The following is a 21,421-nucleotide window of genomic DNA, read 5'->3' on the forward strand; positions in this document are numbered from 1 at the left end:
CTTGCGAGAATTACTTACTAATAAATCTTAAGTATCTATTTTGAACACCAAGGTCTTCTTTAAATTGTCCTAAGAAATAATTTGTAACTGTTGTTGCAGTTTCTTTCTTAATACCCCTCATAGTCATACATTGATGAGTTGAGTCTATTGTGACTGCTACACCTTTTGCATCTAAAGACTCCATTATTGTTTTAGCAATTTGCATCGTAAGTCTCTCTTGAGTTTGTAACCTTTTTGAAAAGACTTCTACTACTCTTGCAAGCTTACTTAGACCCACAACTCTTTCGTTTGGAATGTATGCAACATGTGCAATTCCAATAATTGGAGCCATATGATGTTCACAATGACTTTGTACAGAAACATTTTTTTGCACAACCATATCATCATAACCTTCAACATCCCCAAAAGTCTTATCTAAAATTTTATTAGGGTCTTCTGAGTATCCATTAAAATATTCTTTATATGCTTTAACAACTCTTTTAGGGGTTTCTAATAATCCTTCTCTGCTAGGATCTTCACCCATCCAAGTTAAAATAGTTTTAAAAGCCTCTTCAGCTTCTTTGTCAGAAACTTTTTTGGTGTCTAAAATTTTGCTATCTGTCTCTTCTACTAATTTCATAAGGCAAGTTTATACAGTAAATCGTTGTTTTTAAAATATTTAATATATTGTTCAATATGCTACATAATCACCTAGATATGTTTAAAAAAAGAGAAAATATAGTCGAAATTGAAGAGGGAAAACTCCTTTCACCAAAATTTGATAATGACGGGTTAATTCCAGTCATCACTATGTGCTCAAAAACTAAAGATGTTTTAATGCATGGATACATGAATGTTGAGGCTTTTAAAAAAACTATTGAAACTAAAGAAGCTCATTACTTTAGTAGATCTAGACAGCAAATCTGGCACAAAGGTAAAACTAGTGGCTTCACTCAAAAAGTAAAAGAAATTAGAATTGATGACGATCAAGACTCAATCTGGTTAACTGTAGATATTGGTGATGGTTCAAGCTGTCACGTAGGTTATCGATCATGTTTTTATAGATCCATTCCACTTGGTCCAATTGAAAATGGTAGAGAAGTTGAAATGAAGTTTGAAGAAAAAGAAAAATCTTTTGACCCTGAAGTTGTTTACAAAGGCCAACCAAATCCTACAAAAATATAATGAGTGATAATCAAAAAAATGTTCTAGGTGAAGATCTAGAGGAATGTTCTAACGATCCTTTAACGGGATGGCATCGTGATGGTTGTTGCAGCACTGATGAAAATGATCATGGTGTTCACACAGTTTGTGCAAAAGTTACAACAGAATTCTTAGAATGGTGTAAAGAAGCTGGCAACGATTTAATAACCCCTCATCCTGAGTTTGGGTTTCCAGGACTAAAAGCTGGAGATGGTTGGTGTGTTTGTGCTAGTTGGTATGCAAGAGCTGCTGATGCTGGGAAACCTTGTCCTGTTTATTTAAAAAGAACACATGAAAAAACTTTAAAGCTTGTTTCTATGGAAGTTTTAAAGAAGAATGCTATTGATTTATCTTAGTTAATTATAAACTTTAAATCATTTACTTGAAAAACCTAAAATGAACTAATAAGTTTTAGCAATGGAAATAGCCACGAAAATAGCCCCATTAGCTTTGGCTCTTATAATGTTGGGGCTTGGATTGAGTTTGACTATTCAAGATTTTATAAGAGTAGTTAAAATTCCAAAAGATTTTTTAGTTGGTTTTATTTCTCAGTTAGTTTTGCTACCAGTCGTTGCTCTTTCTTTAGCATTACTATTAAACCTGTCAGCAGAACTTGCTGTTGGGTTGATGCTAATTGCATGTGCGCCTGGTGGTGTTACATCAAATGTAATTACTAAATTTGCTGATGGTGACGTTGCACTTTCAATATCACTGACTGCAGTTGTTAGTTTGATTAGTATTGTTTCTGTTCCATTTATAATGTTTACGTCTATTAATTTTTTTGAAATAAGTGTTATTAAAGAAATATCAATGACTGGCATTGCTTTAAAAATGTTTCTTGTTGTTACAGTTCCAGTAATAATTGGAATGATAATTAGGCATTTTGCTAAAAATTTTGTTGATAATCAAGCTTCTTTAATTCAAAAAATTTCAGTAATGTTATTTGCGTTGGTATTTGCTGCTATCTATATAGAGGAGTGGGATAATATTATTTCTTATATTGTGAATGCAGGTTTGGCTGTTTTAATCTTAAACTTAACAATGATGATTTTAGGATTTTTTATTGCAAAATACTTTGCATCCGGAGTTGCACAACAAAGAAGTATTTCAATAGAGTGTGGGCTTCAAAATGGAACTTTAGCACTTTTTGTTGGAACACAGATATTTGGAGAAAGTATAACTGTTTTCATTTTACCAACAGCTGCTTATGCTTTAATAATGATGATAACTTCGATAGTTTTTGTATTTGTTGTTAAAAAAAATACTTAGATTTTAATTATTTTTTTCTATTAAACTCAAATTATAAATACGTTCAGCAAATTTAGATAGATTAATAAAAGTATTTTTTTGAGCTGCTAATATTTTTTTTTGATGAACCGCTCTATTAGTTGAATAATGTTTTTTACTATCTATCGTCAAAAATTTTTCTTTAATCAGTTTATTTAATTTTCTAATAACTGTAGCTCTTGGTATGCCTGTTATATCTGAAATTGACATTGCATTAATGCCTGAAAATTCTTGTTTATCACCAAAAAAATACCTGTCTAAATATAATTCTTTGCTCATCTGACTATTATCATTTTTTTTTGCATTTAATACATGATTAGTTAAGCAAGTGCCGTGAATATGAAAGGTTTCTAAATCACCATGGATTTTTTTAAATGTTAATAGCATTGGCAATTGCATATCGTAGTAAAGTTTCCAAACGAATGAAAAATTATTTTTAACCACTCTTATTAACTGCTCTGAGCTAATTGGTTCTATCAATAATCCCTCACTAGCTATCATCTTTGACAGAGCTGATAAAAAAAATGACATGTTTTTCATTGTTACTTCAGGTTTTATATTTGGCCAAGTACTTCTATCAATTATAATTTTTTTATTTATTTTTTTAATTGCTCCTAATTCTCCTAATTCATTAATTTTTCTTCTAGTTGTCTCTTTTGGTATGTTAAGTTTTTTAGATATTTCCATTATATTAAGTGTTTCTACTTCAACTTCATTTTGGATAAAAAACTCATCATAATTTAATTTCACAAAATTTTTTGAATAATAATCAAATGTTTTGGTCATTAAATACATGACAATCATAAACTTTTCATAATCATAAAAAGTTCTATAAAGATTATTCATCCATTCCATTTGTATTGGTATCCAAATAGGCTGAACGTTAGTGTAATTTTTATTTATTGTATAAAGAATATCCTTACTAAAAATTTGATTTGATAGTTTGGGTAAGGTTATAGGCATATAATTTTCTATGATAATAACCCAAAATGAACATCAAAGTAAACAGCTTAGCCCATAATGAACTGTTCTTTAATTGTTTAATATGATTCATAATGATTAATTGCATACATGAGTGCAGAAAAAATAATTAATACACAGGTTAATAATCTTCCTTCTTCGGGGACCCTTGAAAAGAGTGAGGAAGTTTCATCAACAGGTCGAGTTGATATAAATATTCTCTTAAATAGAGCTAGAAAAGTTAAAGAAAAAGAAACTCTGACAAACCTAGTTTTTGTAGGACTAACACTCTCTCTTATTTTTGTTGTTGGATTAATTTTATCTTTTTAAAAAAGATATTTTTCGTTGTGCTCTTCTAAAATCGTAAGTAAGAGCACAACGAAAATTACATATTTCCGTACTTAGGTCCGCCACTTCCTTCAGGGGTAACCCACGTAATATTTTGAGAAGGTTCTTTAATATCACAAGTTTTGCAATGAATACAGTTTTGTGAATTTATGACAAATTTATTTACACCATTTTCATTTTGAACTTCATAAACGCCTGCAGGACAATATCTTTGTGCAGGTTCGTCAAATTTTTCTAAAGTATAACTAATTGGCAGATTTGGATCTTTTAGTTGTAAGTGTACTGGTTGATTGTCGGTATGATTAGTTCCAGTTAAATAAACAGAGCTTGTTTTATCAAATGTAATTACATTATCTGGTTTAGGGTAATCAATTTTTGGCATTTCATTTGCTGGTTTTAAAGTTTCATGATCAGCATGATTATGTCTTAGTGTAAAAGGTAATTTTCCTCTAAATAATATTTGATCAATTCCAGTAAATATTATTCCAAGAATTAAACCCCAGCTAAAACTTGGTTTAACATTTCGTGCAGTATGCAGTTCTTCATAAACCCAACTTTTTTTAAATTTATCTTCATAAATTGATAAATCTTGTTTTTCTTTTAAATGTTCATTTATAGTTTCAGCACCAATCATTCCACTTTTCATTGCAGTGTGTGATCCTTTAATCTTAGGCATATTTAATGTTCCTGCATCACAACCGATTAATAAAGCACCAGGCATAAACATTTTTGGTAAACTCTGAAGTCCACCTTCAATTAAAGCCCTTGCTCCATATGAAATACGTTTTCCACCTTCAATTATTTTTTTAATCGCAGGATGAGTTTTAAATCTTTGAAACTCATCAAACGGTGAAAGATGTGGGTTTTTATAATCAAGGCCAATTACGTAACCTAAAAAAACTTGTTTGTTTTCTGCGTGATAGATAAAGCTTCCACCATAAGTATTGTTATCAAGTGGCCAACCTGCAGTATGCATTACCATTCCTTCTTCATGATTTTGTTCGCTGATTTCCCAAATTTCTTTAAATCCAATTCCGTATTGCTGAGGATCTTTACCTTCTGATAGATTATATTTTTCTATTAATTGTTTTCCAAGATGTCCCCTACATCCTTCTGCAAAAACAGTAACTTTTCCTAAAAGCTCTATGCCTGGCTCAAAAACATCTTTTTTATTTCCATTTTTATCAACACCCATGTCTTGAGTTGCAACTCCTTTAACTGATCCATCTTCATTGTATAAAATTTCACTTGCAGGAAAGCCTGGAAATATTTCAACACCTAAAGCTTCGGCTTGTTCTGCTAGCCATCTACATAAGTTTGCTAAACTGATTATGTAATTATTATGATTTTGTTGAACTGATGGAAGTAGCCATGTCGGCCAACTTAATGATTTTGATTTTCCTAAAAATAAGAATTTTTCTTTAGAAACCTTAGTTTTTATAGGTGAATTAAGTTCTTTCCAGTTTGGTAATAACTCATCTAAAGCTCTAGTTTCAAACACATTACCACTTAAAATATGCGCACCAATCTCAGAGGCTTTTTCAAGTAAACATACATTTAATTCTGGATCTAATTGCTTAAGTTTAATTGCCGTAGATAGTCCTGAAGGACCACCCCCAACGATTACCACATCATAATCCATTGCTTCTCTAGGCATATCTTGAATTTTTACAGTACTGATTATTTTTGTATACTATTTAATTTATTCAATTCTTCTAAGAATTGAGGTAACGCCTCAAATAAGTCTGCTTCCAGACCATAATCTGCGACACTAAATATTGGCGCTTCACCATCTTTATTTATAGCAACAATAATTTTACTTTCTTTCATTCCAGCTAAATGCTGAATTGCTCCTGAAATTCCAACTGCAATATACAAATCAGGCACAACAACTTTACCAGTTTGACCAACTTGATGTTCGTTACTAATGTATCCCGCATCAACTGCTGCACGTGATGCTCCAATTGCTGCATTTAATTTATCTGCAATATCAGTTATTAATTTAAAATTTTCTCCATTTTGCATTCCTCTTCCACCAGAAACTACAATTCTAGCAGTTCCAAGCTCAGGTCTGTCTGACTTAACCTCTTCTCTTTTAATAAATTTTGATAACGTAAACTCTTCAGTAGCTTCAATTTTTTCTATTGGAGCAGACCCACCAGAAGTTTCACAAGGCTCAAAAGATGTTGGTCTAATTGTTATACATTTTTTTGTGTCTGTACTTTTTACTGTAGCGAATGCATTACCCGCATAAATAGGTCTTATGAATGTATCAGCTGATATCACTTTAGTAATATCACTTACTTGAGATATATCTAAATTTGCTGCTATTCTTGGCATCAAATTTTTACCAAATGTATTTGCGGAACTAACAATATGGGAATAATTTTCTGAAACTTTAACAGCTAGCGGTGCAAAGTTTTCTGCTAAGTAGTTTTCATAATGGGCAGCTTCAGCATGTAATACTTTTTTAACAGCTGGTATTTCAGATAAAGATTTGGCAATATCACCACAATTATTTCCAATTAATAGGACATGTACATCTTCATCTATTTGTGATGCTGCAGTAATTGCGTTTAATGTAAAAGGTCTTACTTCTTTATTATTATGCTCTGCTATTAATAAAACTGACATTATATTACCTTTGCCTCATTTTTAAGTTTGCTAACTAATTCAGCAACACTTGCAACTTTAATTCCTGCTTTTCTTTTTGGTGGTTCTTCTACTTTAATTTGTTGAACTCTAGGTGTTATATCAACTCCTAGATCTGCAGCTATAAATACCTCTATGGGTTTTTTTTTAGCTTTCATAATATTTGGTAGTGAGGCATAACGTGGCTCATTTAATCTTAAATCACATGTCACAATAGCTGGTAGATTAACTTCGATTGTTTCTAATCCTTCATCAATTTCTCTAGTTACTTCTATAGTTCTGTCTTTTATTTTAATTTTTGATGCAAATGTTGCTTGAGGCCAATTCAATAAAGCACTTAACATTTGACCTGTTTGATTACAGTCATCATCAATTGCTTGTTTACCCATAAAAACTAGATCTGGTTTTTCTTTTTCAACAATTTTTTGCAGCACTTTTGCTACAGCTAATGGCTCAACAATTCCATCTGTTTTGATTAAAATTCCTCTATCAGCACCAACAGCTAAAGCTTTTCTAACAGTTTCTTGTGATTTTTCCTCACCCACTGTAATTGCAATAATCTCTGTCGCCTTACCTGCTTCTTTAATTTTTACAGCTTCCTCAATCGCATTATCATCGGGTGGATTGCTCGACATTTTTACATTATCAGTAACAACACCAGTTCCATCCTCTTTAACCCTGACTTGAACGTTGTAATCAATTACTCTTTTAACAGCGACTAATATTTTCATTATGCTCTCAATAAATCATTTTCTGGATCGTAAGGGCTCTCATCCAATATAGTAGCATCGTACATTTTTCCTAAAATATCAATTTTCAATTTTTGTCCAGTTGTCGCAACATCAGGGTTCACCATTCCTAATGCAATCGATTTACCTAGTCTAAATCCAAAATCTCCTCCTGTTGCACGTCCAACAACTTTGTCATTTTCATAAATTGGATTGTTTCCTAGAACATCCGCATCTTCAACATTGTGAATTTCCATAGTAACCAGTTTATTTTTAAAACCTTTTTCTCTCCATTTATTAAGCGCTTCTAAACCAATAAAGTTTCCTTTATTAGGATGTATAAATCTATCTAGTCCTGATTCGTAAGGTGAATATTCAATTGATAATTCTGTCCCAACAAGTTTATAAGATTTTTCAAGTCTTAAACTATTCATTGCTCTAATCCCATAAGGCTTAAGACCTAAATCTTTGCCAGCTTTCATCAATTTGTCAAATATATGGTTTTGATATTCAATTGGATGATGAAGCTCCCAACCTAATTCACCAACAAAGTTTACTCTCATAGCATTCACTGGTGCATTTCCAACATTTACATTTTTAGCACTCAACCATTTAAAGTTTTCACTAGAAAAATCATCACTAGAAACTCTTGTCATTAATTCTCTAGCCTTTGGACCAGACACAACAAGTACACCCATACTATTAGTTAGATTTTCAAATTGAACTGTTCCATCATTTGGCATCCATTTTTGAATCCAGTCATGGTCTAATCTTTGGTTCGCTCCTGCAGAAACTAAATAGAAACTATCTGGAGCTTCTCTCATTATTGTAAATTCAGAATGCACTCCTCCTTTAGTATTAAGAGCATGACATAAACCAATTCTTCCTATTTTTTTTGGAAGTTTGTTTGCTACTAAATAATCTAAAAACTCTTCAGCCCCAGGACCTTTAATTCTACATTTTGCAAATGCAGTCATGTCTAAAAGACCCACATTTTCTTTTACATTTTTACATTCTTTTTTTATTGCTTCGAACCACTTGGATCTTCTAAAAGACCAATCATCTTTTTGTTCCATTCCATCTACTGCAAAAAAATTTGGTCTCTCCCAACCAAATTTTTGCCCAAAAACAGCACCTAATGCTTTCATTCTGTCATAACAAGGTGATGTTCTTAATTCTCTAGCGGCACCTCTTTCTTCATCTGGGTAATGAACTTTAAATACATGGTTATAAGCTTCTTCATTTTTTTCTTTTAAGTAAGATTTTGTTGCATAATCACCAAATCTTCTTGGGTCAACACCAAGCATATCAACCGTTGGTTCTCCATCTACAATCCATTCTGCAAGTTGCCATCCAGCACCGCCTGCAGCAGTAATACCAAAACTATGTCCTTCATTAATCCAGAAATTTTTAAGTCCCCAAGCTGGACCAACAATAGGGTTTCCATCAGGTGTGTAACAAATTGCACCATTATAAACTTTTTTTACACCAACTTCTCCAAAAGCCGGAACTCGATGAATTGCACCTTCTATGTGTGGAGCAAGTCTATCTAAATCTTCTTGAAATAATTCATACTCAGAATCTTTTGATGGTCCATCAACATAACAAGCTGGAGCACCATCCTCATAGGGACCTAAAATTAAACCACCTGCTTCTTCTCTCATGTACCATCTACTATCACTATCTCTTAAAACTCCCATCTCTGGTAAGCCTTCTTTTTTTCTTTTTAAAATATCTGGGTGTGCTTCTGTAACAATATATTGATGCTCAACAGGTATGGCGGGAATATCTAAACCAACCATTTTTCCAGTTTGTCTTGCAAAGTTTCCTGAGCAAGAAATTACATGTTCACATTCAATAGCCCCTTTGTCAGTTTCAACAGTCCATCCATCTTTAGTTTGTTTAATTCCAACTACAGCCGTGTTTCTATAAATCTCTGCACCCATATTTCTTGCACCCGTAGCCATTGCTTGAGTTAAATCAGCAGGTTGAATATATCCATCCTCTGGGTGTTGGATTGCTCCAAGTAAATCATCTGTACGACATAAAGGCCAAATTTCTTTTACCTGATCTGGAGTTAAAAATTTTACATCAACGCCTATAGTTTGTGCCACTCCTGCATATTGATGATACTCATCCATCCTATCTTTAGTGCTTGCTAAACGAATATTTGAGACAACACTGAAGCCAACATTTTGTCCTGTCTCTTCTTCTAGTTTTTTATAAAGATCAACTGCATACTTATGAAGCTGTCCAACTGAATAACTCATATTAAATAGTGGAAGCAGACCTGCTGCGTGCCAAGTTGATCCTGAAGTTAATTCTTTTCTTTCGACAAGAACAACATCTGACAAACCTTTTTTTGCCAGGTGATAAAGAGCACTAACTCCAACTACGCCACCACCAACTACAACAACTTTAGCTTTAGATTTCATTAATCCGATTCCTACTATTTTTTTATTATTAACGAAACAAAATTCGTTTAGTTATTAGCTTAAACTGAAGATCCAAGAGGCATTGGTGCGGATACCATTGTAGTCAGCCAGCAGTCCTTAAGGGGACCATTTTTTGTATATTTTTCAACTGACCAGTTGAATTTATAATAGACCTTATCTCTATCAAGAACTGTTACTTCAAAAAGAGCAGTTAAATCAGTAGATTTTATCTTAACAACCTTATGGTCCAAGTGATTAAGAAGCATCACATAAGATTTTCCTTTTATCATCGTTTTAAATCGATCTAAAGGACCTGTATTTTTTTGATTATTTGGGTGTGCAAATTCCCAAGTCTGCTCAATTCCATTATCTTTTTTTGGATTATCATTCTGTTTTAAACTTCTTAATTGGATTTTGACAACTTGATAAGGTTCAATCCCGTTATTAGGCTTAACTAATTCAGCAAATGATGGAGATGCTAAAAATAAAGTAATTAAAATTACTCTATATATTTTGTGCAGTTGTTCTGACGTCTTCCAAAAATTGTTCTCTTTTTTTATCACTAACAAACGGTACAGCAAAATATCTTCTGTAAACAATATTATAAATGCCACACATGTGAAATACCCCTCTTTTTAATCTTCTTATAGGTAGGTTTAAAAAGAAGGTTGTAATAGCGAGCCTTGGTGATCCATAAGTACAAAAAATTATAGCTTTTTTATCTTTTAAATTTCCCATTGGATAACCATAATTTCCAACTAATTTTTTAAATGTAAATGCCCATGGTGGTGACAAAACTTTATCTATCCATCCCTCCACAATTGCTGGCATTCTAAAGTTCCAAATAGGTGCAATTAGAACAATGGTATTACACTTCTCAATACGTCTACGATGATCTAGAACATCTTCACCAGCTTGTTCACCTGCAAAAACAGGGTTAAATTTTTCCTTATATAGGTCTACACAATCAACTGAATGACCATTTGCTTCAACTGTTTTTATAAATGTATCTCTAATAGCAGCGTTAAAAGATTTTTCGTTATAATGACCATATAAAAGAAATATTTTTTTCATTTGTGTATTTTTAAACTAGTTCTATAAGAAAGCCATGAAAAATTTTTATGTAATTGAAGGTGAGCATACCAACCCTAACGAGATTGAAACAATATTAAAGAATACTGAAAAAAAACATGGCCCTTTTGAAGAGCAAGAAGCTACTCAAATTGCCCAAGGGTTAATTCAAAAAAATATAGATGATTTTTATCATCGAGCATGGGTAGTCGGTTCTGACAATTTAGCTAAATAAAACCCAACAAACATTGCAACTACAAAGACAGCTGAATTAATATTTAATAAAGCTAAAGATGCTATCGCAGGTCCAGGACATAAGCCTGCCAAACCCCATCCTGCCCCAAAAAGTGAAGAGCCAATAATTAACTTTTTATTTATCTCTTTATTAGTTGTGTAATTAAAGCTTTTAGCAAAAATAGGCTTTTTATTATTTTTAAATAAGTGAAAAAATGGAGAAGATATAATTAGGGCTCCGATCATCACAAATACTAAAGATGGGTCCCAATCTCCAAAAATATTTAAGAAACCTAAAACTTTAGCTGGATCAATCATTTCTGAAATAGTAAGACCAATTCCAAATATTATCCCACAAACTAAAGATATAATTTTACTCATACTAAGTTTTTTACCAAAACAGTTAAAATTCCAACAATCATGAAGGTTATTGTTGCAATAATCGACCTTAAAGAAAATCTGCCCATTCCACTAATTCCATGACCACTAGTACACCCCCCACCAATTCTCGTGCCAACACCAACCAACAAACCTGCTACTGATAATAAAAAAAATGAATTTGAAATTGAAATATTAATTTCTTGAGATGTAAAAAATTTATATAAAATAGGGCCAATTATTAACCCCGCTATAAATAAAAAATTATCAAATCTATTATTTTTAGAAGTTAAAAAATTACTAGCAATTCCACTTATTCCAATTAATCGACCGTTAAAGACAAAGAATAGAACTACAGCCAATCCAATTAATGTACCCCCTAGAAACGCAGGCACAGGAGTAAAATTTATTATATTCATTTAATTTTGTAAGACAGGAAAAGCTGGATTTATATTTAAAAAAAGCTTTTGATATTCCATTTTAGTGCATCTATTTTCTATGTATTCAATACTCTTACTTTCTACTAACTTTTTAGCTTCTACACTTCTTATTCCTAGTTGTAGCCAAAGAACTTTAGCATCAATTTTAATACTACCCTCCGCAAACTTAAGTGCTTCTGCTGAAGGTCTAAACACATCCACAATATCTATTGGTATTTCGATATCTTCAAGTTTTTCATAAACTTCTTCTCCTAATATCTTTTGTCCTTTTGCACTTGGATTAACTGGAATAACTTTAAAGCCATACTTCTGCATATATTTCATAACAATAGTTGAAGGTTTTTTATCGTCCTTACTAACACCCACCATTGCAATTGTTTTATATTTTGAAAGAATTTCTTTTATTTTGTCGTTCACTACTTATGTTTCCACTTAGGTTTTCTTTTTTCTAAAAATGCAGATATTCCTTCTTTAGCATCCATTGCCATCATATTTTTAGTCATCATTTTACTCGTATATGCATAAGCTTTTCTTAATGGCATTTCTAATTGATTATAAAAAGTTTGCTTTCCAATTTTAATTGTAAGACTTGATTTTGAAGCAATAGTTTTGGCAACATTTAATACTTCATTGTTTAATTTTGATTTAGAAAAATGATTATTAATTAGTCCAATTTCTTTTGCATAATTTGCTTTAATGGGTTCACCGGTTAAAAGCATTTGCATCATTCTTTTTCCATTAACTTTTCTACTAATTGCAACCATCGGTGTACTACAAAATAAGCCTATATTTACTCCTGGTGTTGCAAAAATTGCATCATTAGTACTGTAAGCAAGATCACAACTTGCAACTAATTGACATCCTGCAGCAAATGCCGCTCCATGAACTTTTGCAATAACTGGTTTTTTTCCTTCAACTATATGAAGCATCAACTTTGAGCAAAGATTGAAAAGTTTTTGATATTTTTCTCTTTTTTTAATCCACTTACTTCTTTTAAATTGTGACCCGCACTAAAACCTTTTCCAGACCCTTCAATAACTATTACCTTAATATTTTTGTCTTCATCTAATTTTTTAAAAGCTTTAATTAAGTCTCTTAAATTTTTTAATGAAAGAGCATTATATGTTTTTGGCTCACTAATTATGATTGAAGCAATATTTTTATTTAAAAGTTTAACTTTAATATTACTTAAGTTTGCCATCTTCTCTCATTTTGGCTCTAATTTTTGTTGCTGAGATTTGCTGAATTTCTTCCGATAGAACAACTTCTTCTATTTTGTAACCAACTCCTCTTCCATAACAAATATTAGTAATATTAGGAACCATCATTACTTTAAATCTTCCTTCAAATTCTGGGTTTAATTTTTCTTCAATATTTTTTTTAACTGTGTCAAAATCAAATGGATTATCATCAACACCCTGAACATCTCTTATTTGGACACAAACTTGACCAGTTTTTTTTATAATTTCTTGAAATAAAGCATAGTGACCATCGTGAAATGGTTGCCATCTGCCAAGCATTTGTGCTGTCGGTTTTTTATTATCCCATTCGTAAGCCATGTGTAAAACTCCTTTAATTTTTGTTAATATTAGCTTTTAACACCTTGTCTTATGATCTGACAATCATAATATTTTAAATCAAGTTTTCCGCTATCCATTTATGAAATTGATGAGTTGGATTATCCATTATTGGTGAAAAATTTCCACCGTTATATGCTGGTGAATTTCTACCTTCCTGCATTCCTTCAATAGCTTTTATATCTTCTGACATAACTTCTTTCCAAAATTCTGCATTTTTTTTTCTCATCTCGGTAAACTTAGATCCATTCGCACTATCATCACCAACATAATACATCATTAAATGCTCTTTAGTTTCACTAATAGACTTAGGTTCTAACCAAAAAACATAAAAGTGATCTATATGAAGACCAATCATTACGTTTGGAAATAAAGCAATATACTCAGCTTTTTTGTATAAGTCCTTAGGCCAATTTAGAAAATTATTAAAAGTTTGACTTCCTTTAATGGGTTGGTCATATTTATTTGTACCTTGGCCAGCAAATCTATTTGGTAAACCTTGGATGTGGTAATGGTTACTAATATTTGAAACTTTATTTAATTCTGGATGAATCCAGGGCAAATGATAACTTTCACAATAATTCTCTATTGCAAACTTCCAATTACATTTAACATCGAGACTGAAATACCCATGATCTTTTGAGTATTTAAGTAATTTTTGATCTTCTTTAGATATAAATTTTGACCATCTTTCTTCAAGAGGCTTGATATATTCGTCAAACTCTAATTCATTACCATTTATATTTATAAATATTATATCCATCCAAACTTTAGTTCTAACTTCCTTTAAATTACTTGATGATTTATCAAATTTTTCTGTCTCATGAACATTCAGGCCCCCTATATGAGGTGTTGCAACTAATCTTCCATCAAAATCGTAGGACCAGGAGTGATATGGACATCTTAAGACCTTTTTTAAAGCACAAGGCTCATTTAAAAGCTTGAAGCCTCTATGGCTACAGACATTATGAAATACTCTTATTTTTTTCTCTTTGTCTCTGAGAATAATAAGAGGGATGCCCAGTAAATTATAAGGTTGAGCATCTCCTATATTTGGCACAGAACTTCCAACACCAATCACTGTCCATTTATCCTTGAAAATTCTCTCTCTTTCGATTATTAGATAGTCAGAGCTGGTGTAGCACTCGTTTGGTAATCCATGAGCTTTCTCGATGGGGTTCCCAACCACTCTAATCTTCTCCAAATCCAAGATCTTTGAAAGTTCAAGATTTTTAGGATTTTCAGGCATTAAAAAAAATTATCACCAGCATAATTTTTGGCAACAAATATTTTTATCCACAGGATGAATTTCTTTGACAGCATTTACAAAAAAGATAATCATCGGGAAAAATGAATTTTTCACTTGAGATTGGACCTCAAACAGATCTTGATACATTGCCTCTAGTTAAGGATGTTTATGTAACCATGCTTCCAGGAGGAGACTATAAAGAGACAGCTAAACAATCAGGTGAATTAGTTAAAAAGGGATTTAATCCAGTTCCACATTTTCCAGCAAGATCAATTACTGATGATGCTCAACTTAAAGATTACATTGCAAGATGTAAAGATGTGGGCGCTAAACAAGCTTTAGTTATTGGAGGAAGTAGAGAACCAGTTGGAAAATTTGATAGTTCAATTCAAATTTTAGAAACAGGATTTTTTGATGGAATTAAAATAGGAATAGCAGGACATCCAGAGGGAAGTCAGGATATTTCTGATAAAGAATTAGAAAAGGCTATGATAGATAAAAAACCTTACGCCGACTATATAGTAACCCAGTGGTTATTAGAGAGTCAACCTATCGTAGATTTCATTTCTAAGCAGTCAGTACCAGTACATGTAGGAATTACTGGGCCAATGAAAATAACTAGCTTGATTAAATTTGCTAATATTGTCGGGGCGAAAAATTCTATAAACTTTCTTAAGTCTAATTTTAGTAAGGCATTAGATTTATTGAAACCTAAAGACCCTAATGAATTAATTGGGAAAGTGAAAGAGTTTACTGGCAACTTCCACATTTATACATTCGGCGGCTTGAAGGAAACTAACAAGTGGTTGAAGGAGAACGGTTATGTCTAATGAATTTGACTATACTAAACTAAATCATGTGACTTCAGTTGATCAATCAGATCGTGAAGTACCATACAACTTAAGACAAAGTGGGCCTACAAAAGTTGAAATGTTAATTTCAACAAGAGTAAGAAAATCTCCATACTGGCATCTATCAATGGAAGCTGGCTGTTGGAGAGCAACTGTTTACAATCGTATTTATCACCCAAGAGGTTATGTAAAACCTGAAGATGGTGGAGCTATGGTTGAATATGAAGCAATTAAAAATCACGTTACGATGTGGAACGTTGCTGTTGAAAGACAAATTAGAGTTAAAGGTCCTGATGCAGAAAAGTTTACTGACTACGTTATAACTAGAGATGCAACTAAAATCTCACCTATGAGAGCAAGATATGTAATTCTATGTAATGCTTATGGTGGTGTTTTAAATGATCCTATTCTTCTTAGAATTTCAAAAGATGAATTTTGGTTCTCACTATCAGACTCTGATATTGGAATGTATCTTCAAGGTGTTAACGCTGATGGAAGATTTGATTGTACAATTGAGGAAATTGATGTTTGCCCAGTGCAAATTCAAGGACCTAAATCAAAAGCTTTAATGAAAGACCTTATTGGTGATCAAGTTGATCTAGATAACATGCCTTTCTATGGTTTAGCTGAAGCAAAAGTTGGTGGAAAAAGTTGTGTTATTTCACAATCAGGTTTCTCAGGTGAAGCTGGATATGAAATCTACTTAAGAGAAGCAACTAAATATGCTGACGATATGTGGAATGCTGTTCTTGCTGCAGGTAAAAAACATAGCCTAATGGTTATCGCTCCTGCTCACCACAGAAGAATTCAAGCTGGAATTCTTTCTTGGGGACAAGATATGGATCATCAACATAATCCTTTTCAGTGTAACCTTGGTTATCAAGTTTCATTAGCCGGCAAAGGCGAATGGAACAAGAAAGCTGACTACATTGGTAAAGCTGCACTAGAGAAAATGGGCGCAGAGCTTAAGGATGGAAAAAAACCTTACAAACTTCAGTTAGTAGGTCTTGAATTGGGTGGAAAACCAATTGAAGAATATGCTCCTGATTTTTGGTTAGTGTCACCAGAGAGTGGTGGAGATCCTGTAGGATTTATCACGTCACCTTGGTATCATCCTGAAAAAGGTCAAAATATTGCAATGGGATATGTACCATTTGATGGAACATTAAATGCAAACGGATTCCCTAAAGGAAAAGCTGGAACTAAATACAAAGTTCACTTACCTGCAGAATATTCTGACACTCCAGGAACACCTGTTGATGCGGTGGTAGTAGATATGCCATTTACAGAATCTTATAACGCAAACACAAGAGAAGTCGTTAAAGGTTAAATTAATTATTTGGGGGAGATTAATTCTCCCCCACTAATAATGACAAAATCATTCCTAATAGCTGTTTGCATAATAATAGTAATTGCTTTAATACTCTTTCCACTATTTGTTTCTTACAAAGCACAGAAGAATAGAAAAAAATAAATAATGTTTGGTCAGTTTTTAAATATAATTGTTCGGTCTATTAAATTAGATAAATCTCTCTACAAAGATAATAAGAACTTTGGTGAAGCTGCAATATATTTTGCAGGACTTATCATGATATTAGACGGGTTAGCTGGGGCTGTTGCAGCAAATACTGTTATTAAAACAGCTGTTGCAATGTCTGGTTTAACTGCCATTCTTACTTGGTTTGTGTGGGGACTATTTATTTATGTGATTGGTGTAAAATTATTTCCAGATAAAGAAACAAAAGTACCATTTAAAAAAGTATTAACAGCTGTGGGATTTGCCCATGCACCAGGGCTTTTAAGATTTTTTGCTGTAACACCAGATTTAATGATCCCAATAATATTTTTAACTCAGTTTTGGATATTTGCAGGATTAATCATTTCAACAAAACAAGTTTTAAATCTAAAGTCTAATTTTAAATCATTTGGAATAGTCTTTTTAGCTTTTTTAATAATTGCTTTTCTTTCAATATCTTTTGTAATGAGCAAAATGAATGCTCTACCCATTAGCAATATTAGTTAAATCGGAAATATAGTTTTTGAAAGTTTACAAGAATTGCAGGTTTTAAATCCTGTTAAAATTAAATTTTGAGAAACACTTGGGTCTTCTTTTTTACACTCTTCACAAAAATTATCTAATTCTAGAACTTCTTCATCATTATTAGTTTGATCATCAAAGTCTTTAGTCATTATCAGTAAGACCAGCGCCCGCTCCACCTTGTTTTAGGCTTTCATTTTCTTCAACAAACGTTTCTTCTGAAAGCTTATAAAGCTCATTCCATTCTTTTTCTTCAAAGGAGTCTCTATTTTCTAAAACTTTTAAATAAATATTTTCAGCAGATTCAATGATTTTGTTTTTAGTGTAATTAGAATAAATATTGTTATTAAAGTTTAATAAAAATTCCCTGTCATCTATTTTTAAGAATATTCTTTTACCAATCACCTCGGCTGCCCTACTTACAAATGGTAGGAAAAGTAATGGATATGAGACTTTTTTAAACGTTATCTCGTTTAAAGTTTCTAAAGTTTTAATCTGATCTAAAAAATTTACCCCTGCAATTATTGGACAATATTCATTTTTATTGGCCTCATTGTCTTGCTTTATGATGCTGATATTCTCTAACCTTAATTCTTTTTTTTTCTTAAAAAAACTATTTAAGTTTTTAATTCCAGGTAGACTAAAAATTTCAAGCAATCTTATATTTTTTCCAATCTCTTCTGCAATCCCCCATGAATATCCAGCAGCCTTGCTCGATCTTTTAGAAACTGTATCTATTTCACTTAATGATCTCATGTTGATTAATTATAAACCCAGTGTTCATCATAGTTTTTTAATTGCTCTGGTAAGGGTGCTCCTTGAAACATACATATTCTTAGCCATTTATCAGAACGTGGATCAAATTTTAATGCTCCAAAAAAAGATAACTTTAATCTCAGCATATCAATAGGCATTATTTTTTGGCCAATAGTATTGTCTTGTATTTCAGAATAAGGAAATTTCTCTACTATAAATGCTCTTCTAACAACGTGTCTTAATTCATTATTAGTTGATAAAAATTTAGCAATGGTCCAACTATTTTTAGTAACTGATAACAATTCATAAAGTTTTTTAATGTCTCTTGCTATTGCTAAAGGTTGCTCTAATTCAGCACCCACTTCATCAAATCTATTTGCTAGTCTAGGCTCTTCTTTATTTTTTGAGATAAACCAAAAATTTAAATTATTTTCATCTTTAGTAAAATCTATAGTTAGGATATCTGGATATTTTTTTTCTAAAATCAGCTTTAAGTCTTCTACCGTTCTTTCAGTTGGAATATTAAAATATTTTTCTTCTTCAGAACTCATTTCTTTAATTAACGGAGACGTTATATCATCATAAGGCTCCATCATCATTGAGACAACATATTCAATACATTCTTCACAATATTCTTTTTCTAAATAAAGATATAATTCATTAAAAGCATAATCTTGCTCAAAACTAAAATCGTTATCTAAGTAGATAATAAATTTATTAAGATCTTTTAATAAAGATTTAATCTTGTTTATTTGATATTCGCTTTCAGTATTCCAAGAAGTGATATTCTTTATTGATTTTTTTAAACATTCTAAAAATAAGTTTTTATCTTTCTCTGATATTGTTTTTATCTCTCTTATTTTTTTTAAAGAAATCTCTCTTGCAGAAATCCAATTATTTAAAAGAGTTGGATGATTAACAATAAATGGAGCCATTCCTAGACCCGTAGAGTTTCCTATTCCTAAACTTTTACAAATATTAATATCAAGACTTACAGCTTTTTTTGGGTTCTTGCTTTTTGCAACGTGATTAACTTGATCAAAAGTAAATTGTCTAACTAAATAAACCAACATCATTTCTAATCTAAAAGGGCCGTATATTTCTTCTCTATCTTTAATTCTAAACCTATCAGCTAAGCCAAATTTACCTGACCCATAAACTGCTGTTGTTCTGTATAAATAACCAACACTAGTTATTAAGTCATTATCAGGCTGCTTACCTTCGCTTAAACATTCAACCACATGATTGAAAACTCTAACTGATTTATTAGCTCTTGAAAGGGTTAATTCTTTATAAGAAAGTCTGCCAAACTCTTGTCTTGGTACTTCGTTTTGCAATCTTTCAATATCTTGTTTTAAAGGAACACCATCAAAAAGTGTAAAGGCTGCATCCCATTTAGTAGCTATAACTCTATCTGATCTTTCATTTTCATCCAATTCGTTTGCAAAACAAATTAATGAATAAACTCTATTTTTTTTCTTAAATGAATAAACTGCTGTGCCATAACCATGTTCATTTAATTCAAATAAATCTCTTTTATAATCCCAATCCTTAAACTCTTTTAAAAAACTTCTTAAAAATGAAAGTTTAGATTGATGAAAAGACCCTAGTCTTGATAGCTTCATTACTACATTGGGGTCTCTTAAGGAGATATTCATTGGTTCATTTCTTTGTAAAAATTGTACCAGTTGTTTCCAAGAATTCCATTAACTTCACTTTCTGAAAAACCAACTTTTTTAAGTCCTGCTTCTAGGTTTTCAAAACCTCTTGCATCTAAAAACCAATCAGGTTGTTTTGGAAAACCAGGTTTGTTTTTTGATCCTTCTCCATAATTTTTGCTTTTAGTCCAAGTACCATTTCTCATCCACTCAACAATAGTATCTGGTTGGTTTAGACAAAGATCTGAACCTATTCCAATTTTTTCAACTCCCATAATCTCAGCTGTCTTAGCTGTCATTTCACAAAAACTTTTTAAAGAACAATCAGTTCCATCTTTTAAATGATGAGGGTATAAAGATAGACCCAACATTCCTTTATGTTTGGATAAAATTTTTAGTAGTTCGTTTGATTTGTTTCTTTTAGCTGGATGCCAAAATGAAGGGTTTGCATGAGTTATTGCAATTGGTTTTTCACTTATCTCAATTGCATCAATTGTACTTTTTTCTGCTGAATGAGACATGTCTATTACAAGACCTAGTCTATTCATTTCTTTAATTACCTCTTTGCCAAAATTAGTAACACCACTATCTATTGCCTCATAACATCCTGTCGCTAGTAAAGACTGATTGTTATAAGTAAGCTGCATAAACCTACATCCTAAATCATAAACTTTTTCAACTAATCCAATGTCATCTTCTATGGGTGAGCAATTTTGAAAACCAAAAAAAACTGCAGTTTTATTTTCAGATTTAGCTTTCTCTATATCCTTAAAACTTTTGCCATGAAAAATTAAGTCAGAATTTTCTGAAAAGTAGTTTTCCCAATTTTTTAATACTGTTTTTAGCTCAACAAAATCTTCGTGATAAACAATGGTTACGTGGATTGCATCCAGTCCTGCTTGTTTATTGATCTGAAAGATTTCTCTAGACCAGTTACAATATTGTAAATTATCAATTTTAAAATTCATTGTGATCTTATTTGCTTTAAAGAATATCAATAAGATAGATAAATTCTATTAATTTTATTGAAATTTTAGACTTAATTTGAAATAACAATTTACGTTAGAATAAAATTACAACAAATGACTAAAAATAAATTAAAGAAAGTATCGATTGTTATGGGTAGTCAATCTGACTACAAAACCATGATATTTTGCCAAAATATTCTTAAAAAATTGAATATAAAATTTGAATTAAAAATTATATCAGCTCATAGAACCCCTAATAGAATGTATGAATTTGCTGTTAATGCTGAAAAAAATGGTATCGCAGTAATTATTGCTGGTGCAGGAGGATCTGCGCATTTACCAGGAATGATTTCAGCCCTTACATCTCTACCTGTACTAGGGGTTCCAATTGAAAGTAAAAAGCTAAAGGGTCTTGATAGCCTTTTATCTATTGCGCAAATGCCAAAAGGAATACCAGTTGGAACATTAGCAATTGGAGAAGATGGGGCAATTAATGCTGCTTTGTTAGCTGCATCTATTATGGGTCTTAGTGATTTGACTGTCAAAAAAAAATTAAACCAGTTCCGTTTAAGTCAAAGCAAGTCTGTTAAAAAAAAACCAAAATAGTTT

General features: G+C 31.8%; 26 protein-coding genes and 1 pseudogene. 9 read left to right on the forward strand and 18 right to left on the reverse strand.

Translation table 11 applies throughout. The features are described 5' to 3' along the window. Positions 1-10 precede the first annotated feature (10 nt). Positions 11-619: a GTP cyclohydrolase I FolE gene (folE, locus tag AC5YGC_RS04785; protein WP_415304405.1), complete on the reverse strand. Its 609-nt coding sequence runs from the start codon at positions 617-619 to the stop codon at positions 11-13. A gap of 77 nt (positions 620-696) precedes the next feature. Here folE and hisI point away from each other — a divergent pair, with 77 nt between their 5' ends. From hisI to AC5YGC_RS04800, 3 genes are all read left to right on the forward strand, one after another. Then, positions 697-1,164: a phosphoribosyl-AMP cyclohydrolase gene (hisI, locus tag AC5YGC_RS04790; RefSeq protein ID WP_415277843.1), complete on the forward strand. Its 468-nt coding sequence runs from the start codon at positions 697-699 to the stop codon at positions 1,162-1,164. Then, positions 1,164-1,538: a DUF2237 family protein gene (locus AC5YGC_RS04795; RefSeq protein ID WP_011282250.1), complete on the forward strand. Its 375-nt coding sequence runs from the start codon at positions 1,164-1,166 to the stop codon at positions 1,536-1,538. Before hisI ends, AC5YGC_RS04795 begins: the two co-directional genes overlap by 1 nt. 61 nt (positions 1,539-1,599) lie before the next feature. Then, positions 1,600-2,451: a bile acid:sodium symporter gene (locus tag AC5YGC_RS04800; RefSeq protein ID WP_496139114.1), complete on the forward strand. Its 852-nt coding sequence runs from the start codon at positions 1,600-1,602 to the stop codon at positions 2,449-2,451. Between the two features lie 3 nt (positions 2,452-2,454). Here the strand turns inward: AC5YGC_RS04800 and AC5YGC_RS04805 are convergent, their stop codons facing one another. Further along, positions 2,455-3,432: a hypothetical protein gene (locus tag AC5YGC_RS04805; protein WP_496139115.1), complete on the reverse strand. Its 978-nt coding sequence runs from the start codon at positions 3,430-3,432 to the stop codon at positions 2,455-2,457. 108 nt (positions 3,433-3,540) lie between these two features. On the opposite strand from AC5YGC_RS04805, the gene AC5YGC_RS04810 reads away from it, so the two are divergent. Next, positions 3,541-3,759, forward strand: coding sequence for a hypothetical protein (locus tag AC5YGC_RS04810; RefSeq protein WP_496139116.1), 219 nt, complete (start codon positions 3,541-3,543; stop codon positions 3,757-3,759). 55 nt (positions 3,760-3,814) lie between these two features. Here AC5YGC_RS04810 and AC5YGC_RS04815 read toward each other — a convergent pair whose 3' ends face one another. The 6 genes from AC5YGC_RS04815 to AC5YGC_RS04840 are packed head-to-tail and all read right to left on the reverse strand — an operon-like array spanning position 3,815 to position 10,666. Next, positions 3,815-5,434: a 4Fe-4S dicluster domain-containing protein gene (locus tag AC5YGC_RS04815; protein WP_496139117.1), complete on the reverse strand. Its 1,620-nt coding sequence runs from the start codon at positions 5,432-5,434 to the stop codon at positions 3,815-3,817. Between the two features lie 23 nt (positions 5,435-5,457). After that, a complete protein-coding gene (locus AC5YGC_RS04820; protein ID WP_496139118.1) occupies positions 5,458-6,411 on the reverse strand; it encodes an FAD-binding protein in 954 nt (317 codons plus the stop codon). Next, on the reverse strand, positions 6,411-7,160 hold the full coding sequence (locus tag AC5YGC_RS04825; RefSeq protein ID WP_496139119.1) for an electron transfer flavoprotein subunit beta/FixA family protein: 750 nt from the start codon (positions 7,158-7,160) through the stop codon (positions 6,411-6,413). The genes AC5YGC_RS04820 and AC5YGC_RS04825 overlap by 1 nt, the downstream gene beginning before the upstream one ends. Then, a complete protein-coding gene (locus AC5YGC_RS04830; RefSeq protein ID WP_496139120.1) occupies positions 7,160-9,592 on the reverse strand; it encodes an FAD-dependent oxidoreductase in 2,433 nt (810 codons plus the stop codon). The genes AC5YGC_RS04825 and AC5YGC_RS04830 overlap by 1 nt, the downstream gene beginning before the upstream one ends. Positions 9,593-9,651: 59 nt before the next feature. Then, positions 9,652-10,155 carry a DUF4864 domain-containing protein gene (locus AC5YGC_RS04835; protein WP_496139121.1) on the reverse strand — a complete coding sequence of 168 codons (504 nt, stop codon included), beginning with the start codon at positions 10,153-10,155 and terminating at the stop codon, positions 9,652-9,654. After that, positions 10,097-10,666 (reverse strand): NAD(P)H-dependent oxidoreductase, encoded by a 570-nt coding sequence (locus AC5YGC_RS04840; protein WP_496139122.1) that lies wholly within the window; start codon positions 10,664-10,666, stop codon positions 10,097-10,099. The genes AC5YGC_RS04835 and AC5YGC_RS04840 overlap by 59 nt, the downstream gene beginning before the upstream one ends. Before the next feature lie 34 nt (positions 10,667-10,700). Here AC5YGC_RS04840 and AC5YGC_RS04845 point away from each other — a divergent pair, with 34 nt between their 5' ends. Continuing rightward, on the forward strand, positions 10,701-10,898 hold the full coding sequence (locus tag AC5YGC_RS04845) for a hypothetical protein (protein WP_496139123.1): 198 nt from the start codon (positions 10,701-10,703) through the stop codon (positions 10,896-10,898). Here the strand turns inward: AC5YGC_RS04845 and AC5YGC_RS04850 are convergent. The 6 genes and pseudogenes from AC5YGC_RS04850 to AC5YGC_RS04875 all read right to left on the reverse strand — a co-directional run bounded on the left by AC5YGC_RS04850 (position 10,856) and on the right by AC5YGC_RS04875 (position 14,541). Then, positions 10,856-11,278 carry a DUF6691 family protein gene (locus AC5YGC_RS04850; RefSeq protein WP_496139124.1) on the reverse strand — a complete coding sequence of 141 codons (423 nt, stop codon included), beginning with the start codon at positions 11,276-11,278 and terminating at the stop codon, positions 10,856-10,858. The two genes, AC5YGC_RS04845 and AC5YGC_RS04850, sit on opposite strands and share 43 nt — an antisense overlap. Then, the gene (locus AC5YGC_RS04855) at positions 11,275-11,694 is read right to left on the reverse strand and encodes a YeeE/YedE family protein (protein ID WP_496139125.1); all 420 of its coding nucleotides are present in this window, start codon (positions 11,692-11,694) and stop codon (positions 11,275-11,277) included. The genes AC5YGC_RS04850 and AC5YGC_RS04855 overlap by 4 nt, the downstream gene beginning before the upstream one ends. After that, complete coding sequence (locus AC5YGC_RS04860) at positions 11,695-12,132, reverse strand: CoA-binding protein (RefSeq protein ID WP_496139126.1); 438 nt, start codon at positions 12,130-12,132, stop codon at positions 11,695-11,697. Continuing rightward, a pseudogene (locus AC5YGC_RS04865) lies at positions 12,132-12,820 on the reverse strand (enoyl-CoA hydratase-related protein); the annotation flags it as partial. The gene AC5YGC_RS04860 and the pseudogene AC5YGC_RS04865, both read right to left, overlap by 1 nt. A 79-nt stretch (positions 12,821-12,899) precedes the next feature. Beyond that, the gene (locus AC5YGC_RS04870) at positions 12,900-13,274 is read right to left on the reverse strand and encodes a cytidyltransferase (RefSeq protein ID WP_496139127.1); all 375 of its coding nucleotides are present in this window, start codon (positions 13,272-13,274) and stop codon (positions 12,900-12,902) included. 73 nt (positions 13,275-13,347) lie between these two features. Beyond that, positions 13,348-14,541, reverse strand: a complete 1,194-nt coding sequence (locus tag AC5YGC_RS04875; RefSeq protein WP_496139128.1) for an SRPBCC family protein — start codon at positions 14,539-14,541, stop codon at positions 13,348-13,350. A 101-nt stretch (positions 14,542-14,642) separates the two neighbouring features. Here AC5YGC_RS04875 and AC5YGC_RS04880 point away from each other — a divergent pair, with 101 nt between their 5' ends. The 3 genes from AC5YGC_RS04880 (at position 14,643) to AC5YGC_RS04890 (ending at position 17,415) form a co-directional block, all read left to right on the forward strand. Continuing rightward, on the forward strand, positions 14,643-15,371 hold the full coding sequence (locus tag AC5YGC_RS04880) for a methylenetetrahydrofolate reductase (protein ID WP_496139129.1): 729 nt from the start codon (positions 14,643-14,645) through the stop codon (positions 15,369-15,371). Beyond that, on the forward strand, positions 15,364-16,722 hold the full coding sequence (locus AC5YGC_RS04885) for a glycine cleavage T C-terminal barrel domain-containing protein (protein WP_496139130.1): 1,359 nt from the start codon (positions 15,364-15,366) through the stop codon (positions 16,720-16,722). The genes AC5YGC_RS04880 and AC5YGC_RS04885 overlap by 8 nt, the downstream gene beginning before the upstream one ends. A 147-nt stretch (positions 16,723-16,869) precedes the next feature. Further along, the gene (locus AC5YGC_RS04890) at positions 16,870-17,415 is read left to right on the forward strand and encodes a hypothetical protein (RefSeq protein WP_496139131.1); all 546 of its coding nucleotides are present in this window, start codon (positions 16,870-16,872) and stop codon (positions 17,413-17,415) included. Here the strand turns inward: AC5YGC_RS04890 and AC5YGC_RS04895 are convergent. From AC5YGC_RS04895 to AC5YGC_RS04910, 4 genes are read right to left on the reverse strand one after another with little or no spacing between them, the layout of a single operon-like run. Beyond that, positions 17,412-17,582: a hypothetical protein gene (locus AC5YGC_RS04895; RefSeq protein WP_496139132.1), complete on the reverse strand. Its 171-nt coding sequence runs from the start codon at positions 17,580-17,582 to the stop codon at positions 17,412-17,414. The two genes, AC5YGC_RS04890 and AC5YGC_RS04895, sit on opposite strands and share 4 nt — an antisense overlap. Then, a complete protein-coding gene (locus tag AC5YGC_RS04900) occupies positions 17,575-18,186 on the reverse strand; it encodes a DUF3726 domain-containing protein (protein ID WP_496139133.1) in 612 nt (203 codons plus the stop codon). The genes AC5YGC_RS04895 and AC5YGC_RS04900 overlap by 8 nt, the downstream gene beginning before the upstream one ends. A 5-nt stretch (positions 18,187-18,191) precedes the next feature. Beyond that, the gene (locus AC5YGC_RS04905) at positions 18,192-19,844 is read right to left on the reverse strand and encodes a hypothetical protein (RefSeq protein WP_496139134.1); all 1,653 of its coding nucleotides are present in this window, start codon (positions 19,842-19,844) and stop codon (positions 18,192-18,194) included. Then, positions 19,841-20,812 (reverse strand): membrane dipeptidase, encoded by a 972-nt coding sequence (locus AC5YGC_RS04910; protein WP_496139135.1) that lies wholly within the window; start codon positions 20,810-20,812, stop codon positions 19,841-19,843. The genes AC5YGC_RS04905 and AC5YGC_RS04910 overlap by 4 nt, the downstream gene beginning before the upstream one ends. A gap of 114 nt (positions 20,813-20,926) precedes the next feature. Between AC5YGC_RS04910 and purE the strand changes: the two genes are divergently transcribed. Then, positions 20,927-21,418, forward strand: a complete 492-nt coding sequence (purE, locus tag AC5YGC_RS04915; protein ID WP_496139136.1) for a 5-(carboxyamino)imidazole ribonucleotide mutase — start codon at positions 20,927-20,929, stop codon at positions 21,416-21,418. Positions 21,419-21,421 lie beyond the last annotated feature (3 nt).

The sequence above is a fragment of the Candidatus Pelagibacter sp. uisw_138 genome, assembly GCF_059512485.2.

Excerpts from the sequence above, each read along its gene's own strand:
- folE (WP_415304405.1), bottom strand. The coding sequence starts at position 619 with ATGAAATTAGTAGAAGAGACAGATAGCAAAATTTTAGACACCAAAAAA.
- hisI (WP_415277843.1), top strand. The coding sequence starts at position 697 with ATGTTTAAAAAAAGAGAAAATATAGTCGAAATTGAAGAGGGAAAACTC.
- AC5YGC_RS04795 (WP_011282250.1), top strand. The coding sequence starts at position 1,164 with ATGAGTGATAATCAAAAAAATGTTCTAGGTGAAGATCTAGAGGAATGT.
- AC5YGC_RS04800 (WP_496139114.1), top strand. The coding sequence starts at position 1,600 with ATGGAAATAGCCACGAAAATAGCCCCATTAGCTTTGGCTCTTATAATG.
- AC5YGC_RS04805 (WP_496139115.1), bottom strand. The coding sequence starts at position 3,432 with ATGCCTATAACCTTACCCAAACTATCAAATCAAATTTTTAGTAAGGAT.
- AC5YGC_RS04810 (WP_496139116.1), top strand. The coding sequence starts at position 3,541 with ATGAGTGCAGAAAAAATAATTAATACACAGGTTAATAATCTTCCTTCT.
- AC5YGC_RS04815 (WP_496139117.1), bottom strand. The coding sequence starts at position 5,434 with ATGCCTAGAGAAGCAATGGATTATGATGTGGTAATCGTTGGGGGTGGT.
- AC5YGC_RS04820 (WP_496139118.1), bottom strand. The coding sequence starts at position 6,411 with ATGTCAGTTTTATTAATAGCAGAGCATAATAATAAAGAAGTAAGACCT.
- AC5YGC_RS04825 (WP_496139119.1), bottom strand. The coding sequence starts at position 7,160 with ATGAAAATATTAGTCGCTGTTAAAAGAGTAATTGATTACAACGTTCAA.
- AC5YGC_RS04830 (WP_496139120.1), bottom strand. The coding sequence starts at position 9,592 with ATGAAATCTAAAGCTAAAGTTGTTGTAGTTGGTGGTGGCGTAGTTGGA.
- AC5YGC_RS04840 (WP_496139122.1), bottom strand. The coding sequence starts at position 10,666 with ATGAAAAAAATATTTCTTTTATATGGTCATTATAACGAAAAATCTTTT.
- AC5YGC_RS04845 (WP_496139123.1), top strand. The coding sequence starts at position 10,701 with ATGAAAAATTTTTATGTAATTGAAGGTGAGCATACCAACCCTAACGAG.
- AC5YGC_RS04850 (WP_496139124.1), bottom strand. The coding sequence starts at position 11,278 with ATGAGTAAAATTATATCTTTAGTTTGTGGGATAATATTTGGAATTGGT.
- AC5YGC_RS04855 (WP_496139125.1), bottom strand. The coding sequence starts at position 11,694 with ATGAATATAATAAATTTTACTCCTGTGCCTGCGTTTCTAGGGGGTACA.
- AC5YGC_RS04870 (WP_496139127.1), bottom strand. The coding sequence starts at position 13,274 with ATGGCTTACGAATGGGATAATAAAAAACCGACAGCACAAATGCTTGGC.
- AC5YGC_RS04875 (WP_496139128.1), bottom strand. The coding sequence starts at position 14,541 with ATGCCTGAAAATCCTAAAAATCTTGAACTTTCAAAGATCTTGGATTTG.
- AC5YGC_RS04880 (WP_496139129.1), top strand. The coding sequence starts at position 14,643 with ATGAATTTTTCACTTGAGATTGGACCTCAAACAGATCTTGATACATTG.
- AC5YGC_RS04885 (WP_496139130.1), top strand. The coding sequence starts at position 15,364 with ATGTCTAATGAATTTGACTATACTAAACTAAATCATGTGACTTCAGTT.
- AC5YGC_RS04890 (WP_496139131.1), top strand. The coding sequence starts at position 16,870 with ATGTTTGGTCAGTTTTTAAATATAATTGTTCGGTCTATTAAATTAGAT.
- AC5YGC_RS04895 (WP_496139132.1), bottom strand. The coding sequence starts at position 17,582 with ATGACTAAAGACTTTGATGATCAAACTAATAATGATGAAGAAGTTCTA.
- AC5YGC_RS04900 (WP_496139133.1), bottom strand. The coding sequence starts at position 18,186 with ATGAGATCATTAAGTGAAATAGATACAGTTTCTAAAAGATCGAGCAAG.
- AC5YGC_RS04905 (WP_496139134.1), bottom strand. The coding sequence starts at position 19,844 with ATGAATATCTCCTTAAGAGACCCCAATGTAGTAATGAAGCTATCAAGA.
- AC5YGC_RS04910 (WP_496139135.1), bottom strand. The coding sequence starts at position 20,812 with ATGAATTTTAAAATTGATAATTTACAATATTGTAACTGGTCTAGAGAA.
- purE (WP_496139136.1), top strand. The coding sequence starts at position 20,927 with ATGACTAAAAATAAATTAAAGAAAGTATCGATTGTTATGGGTAGTCAA.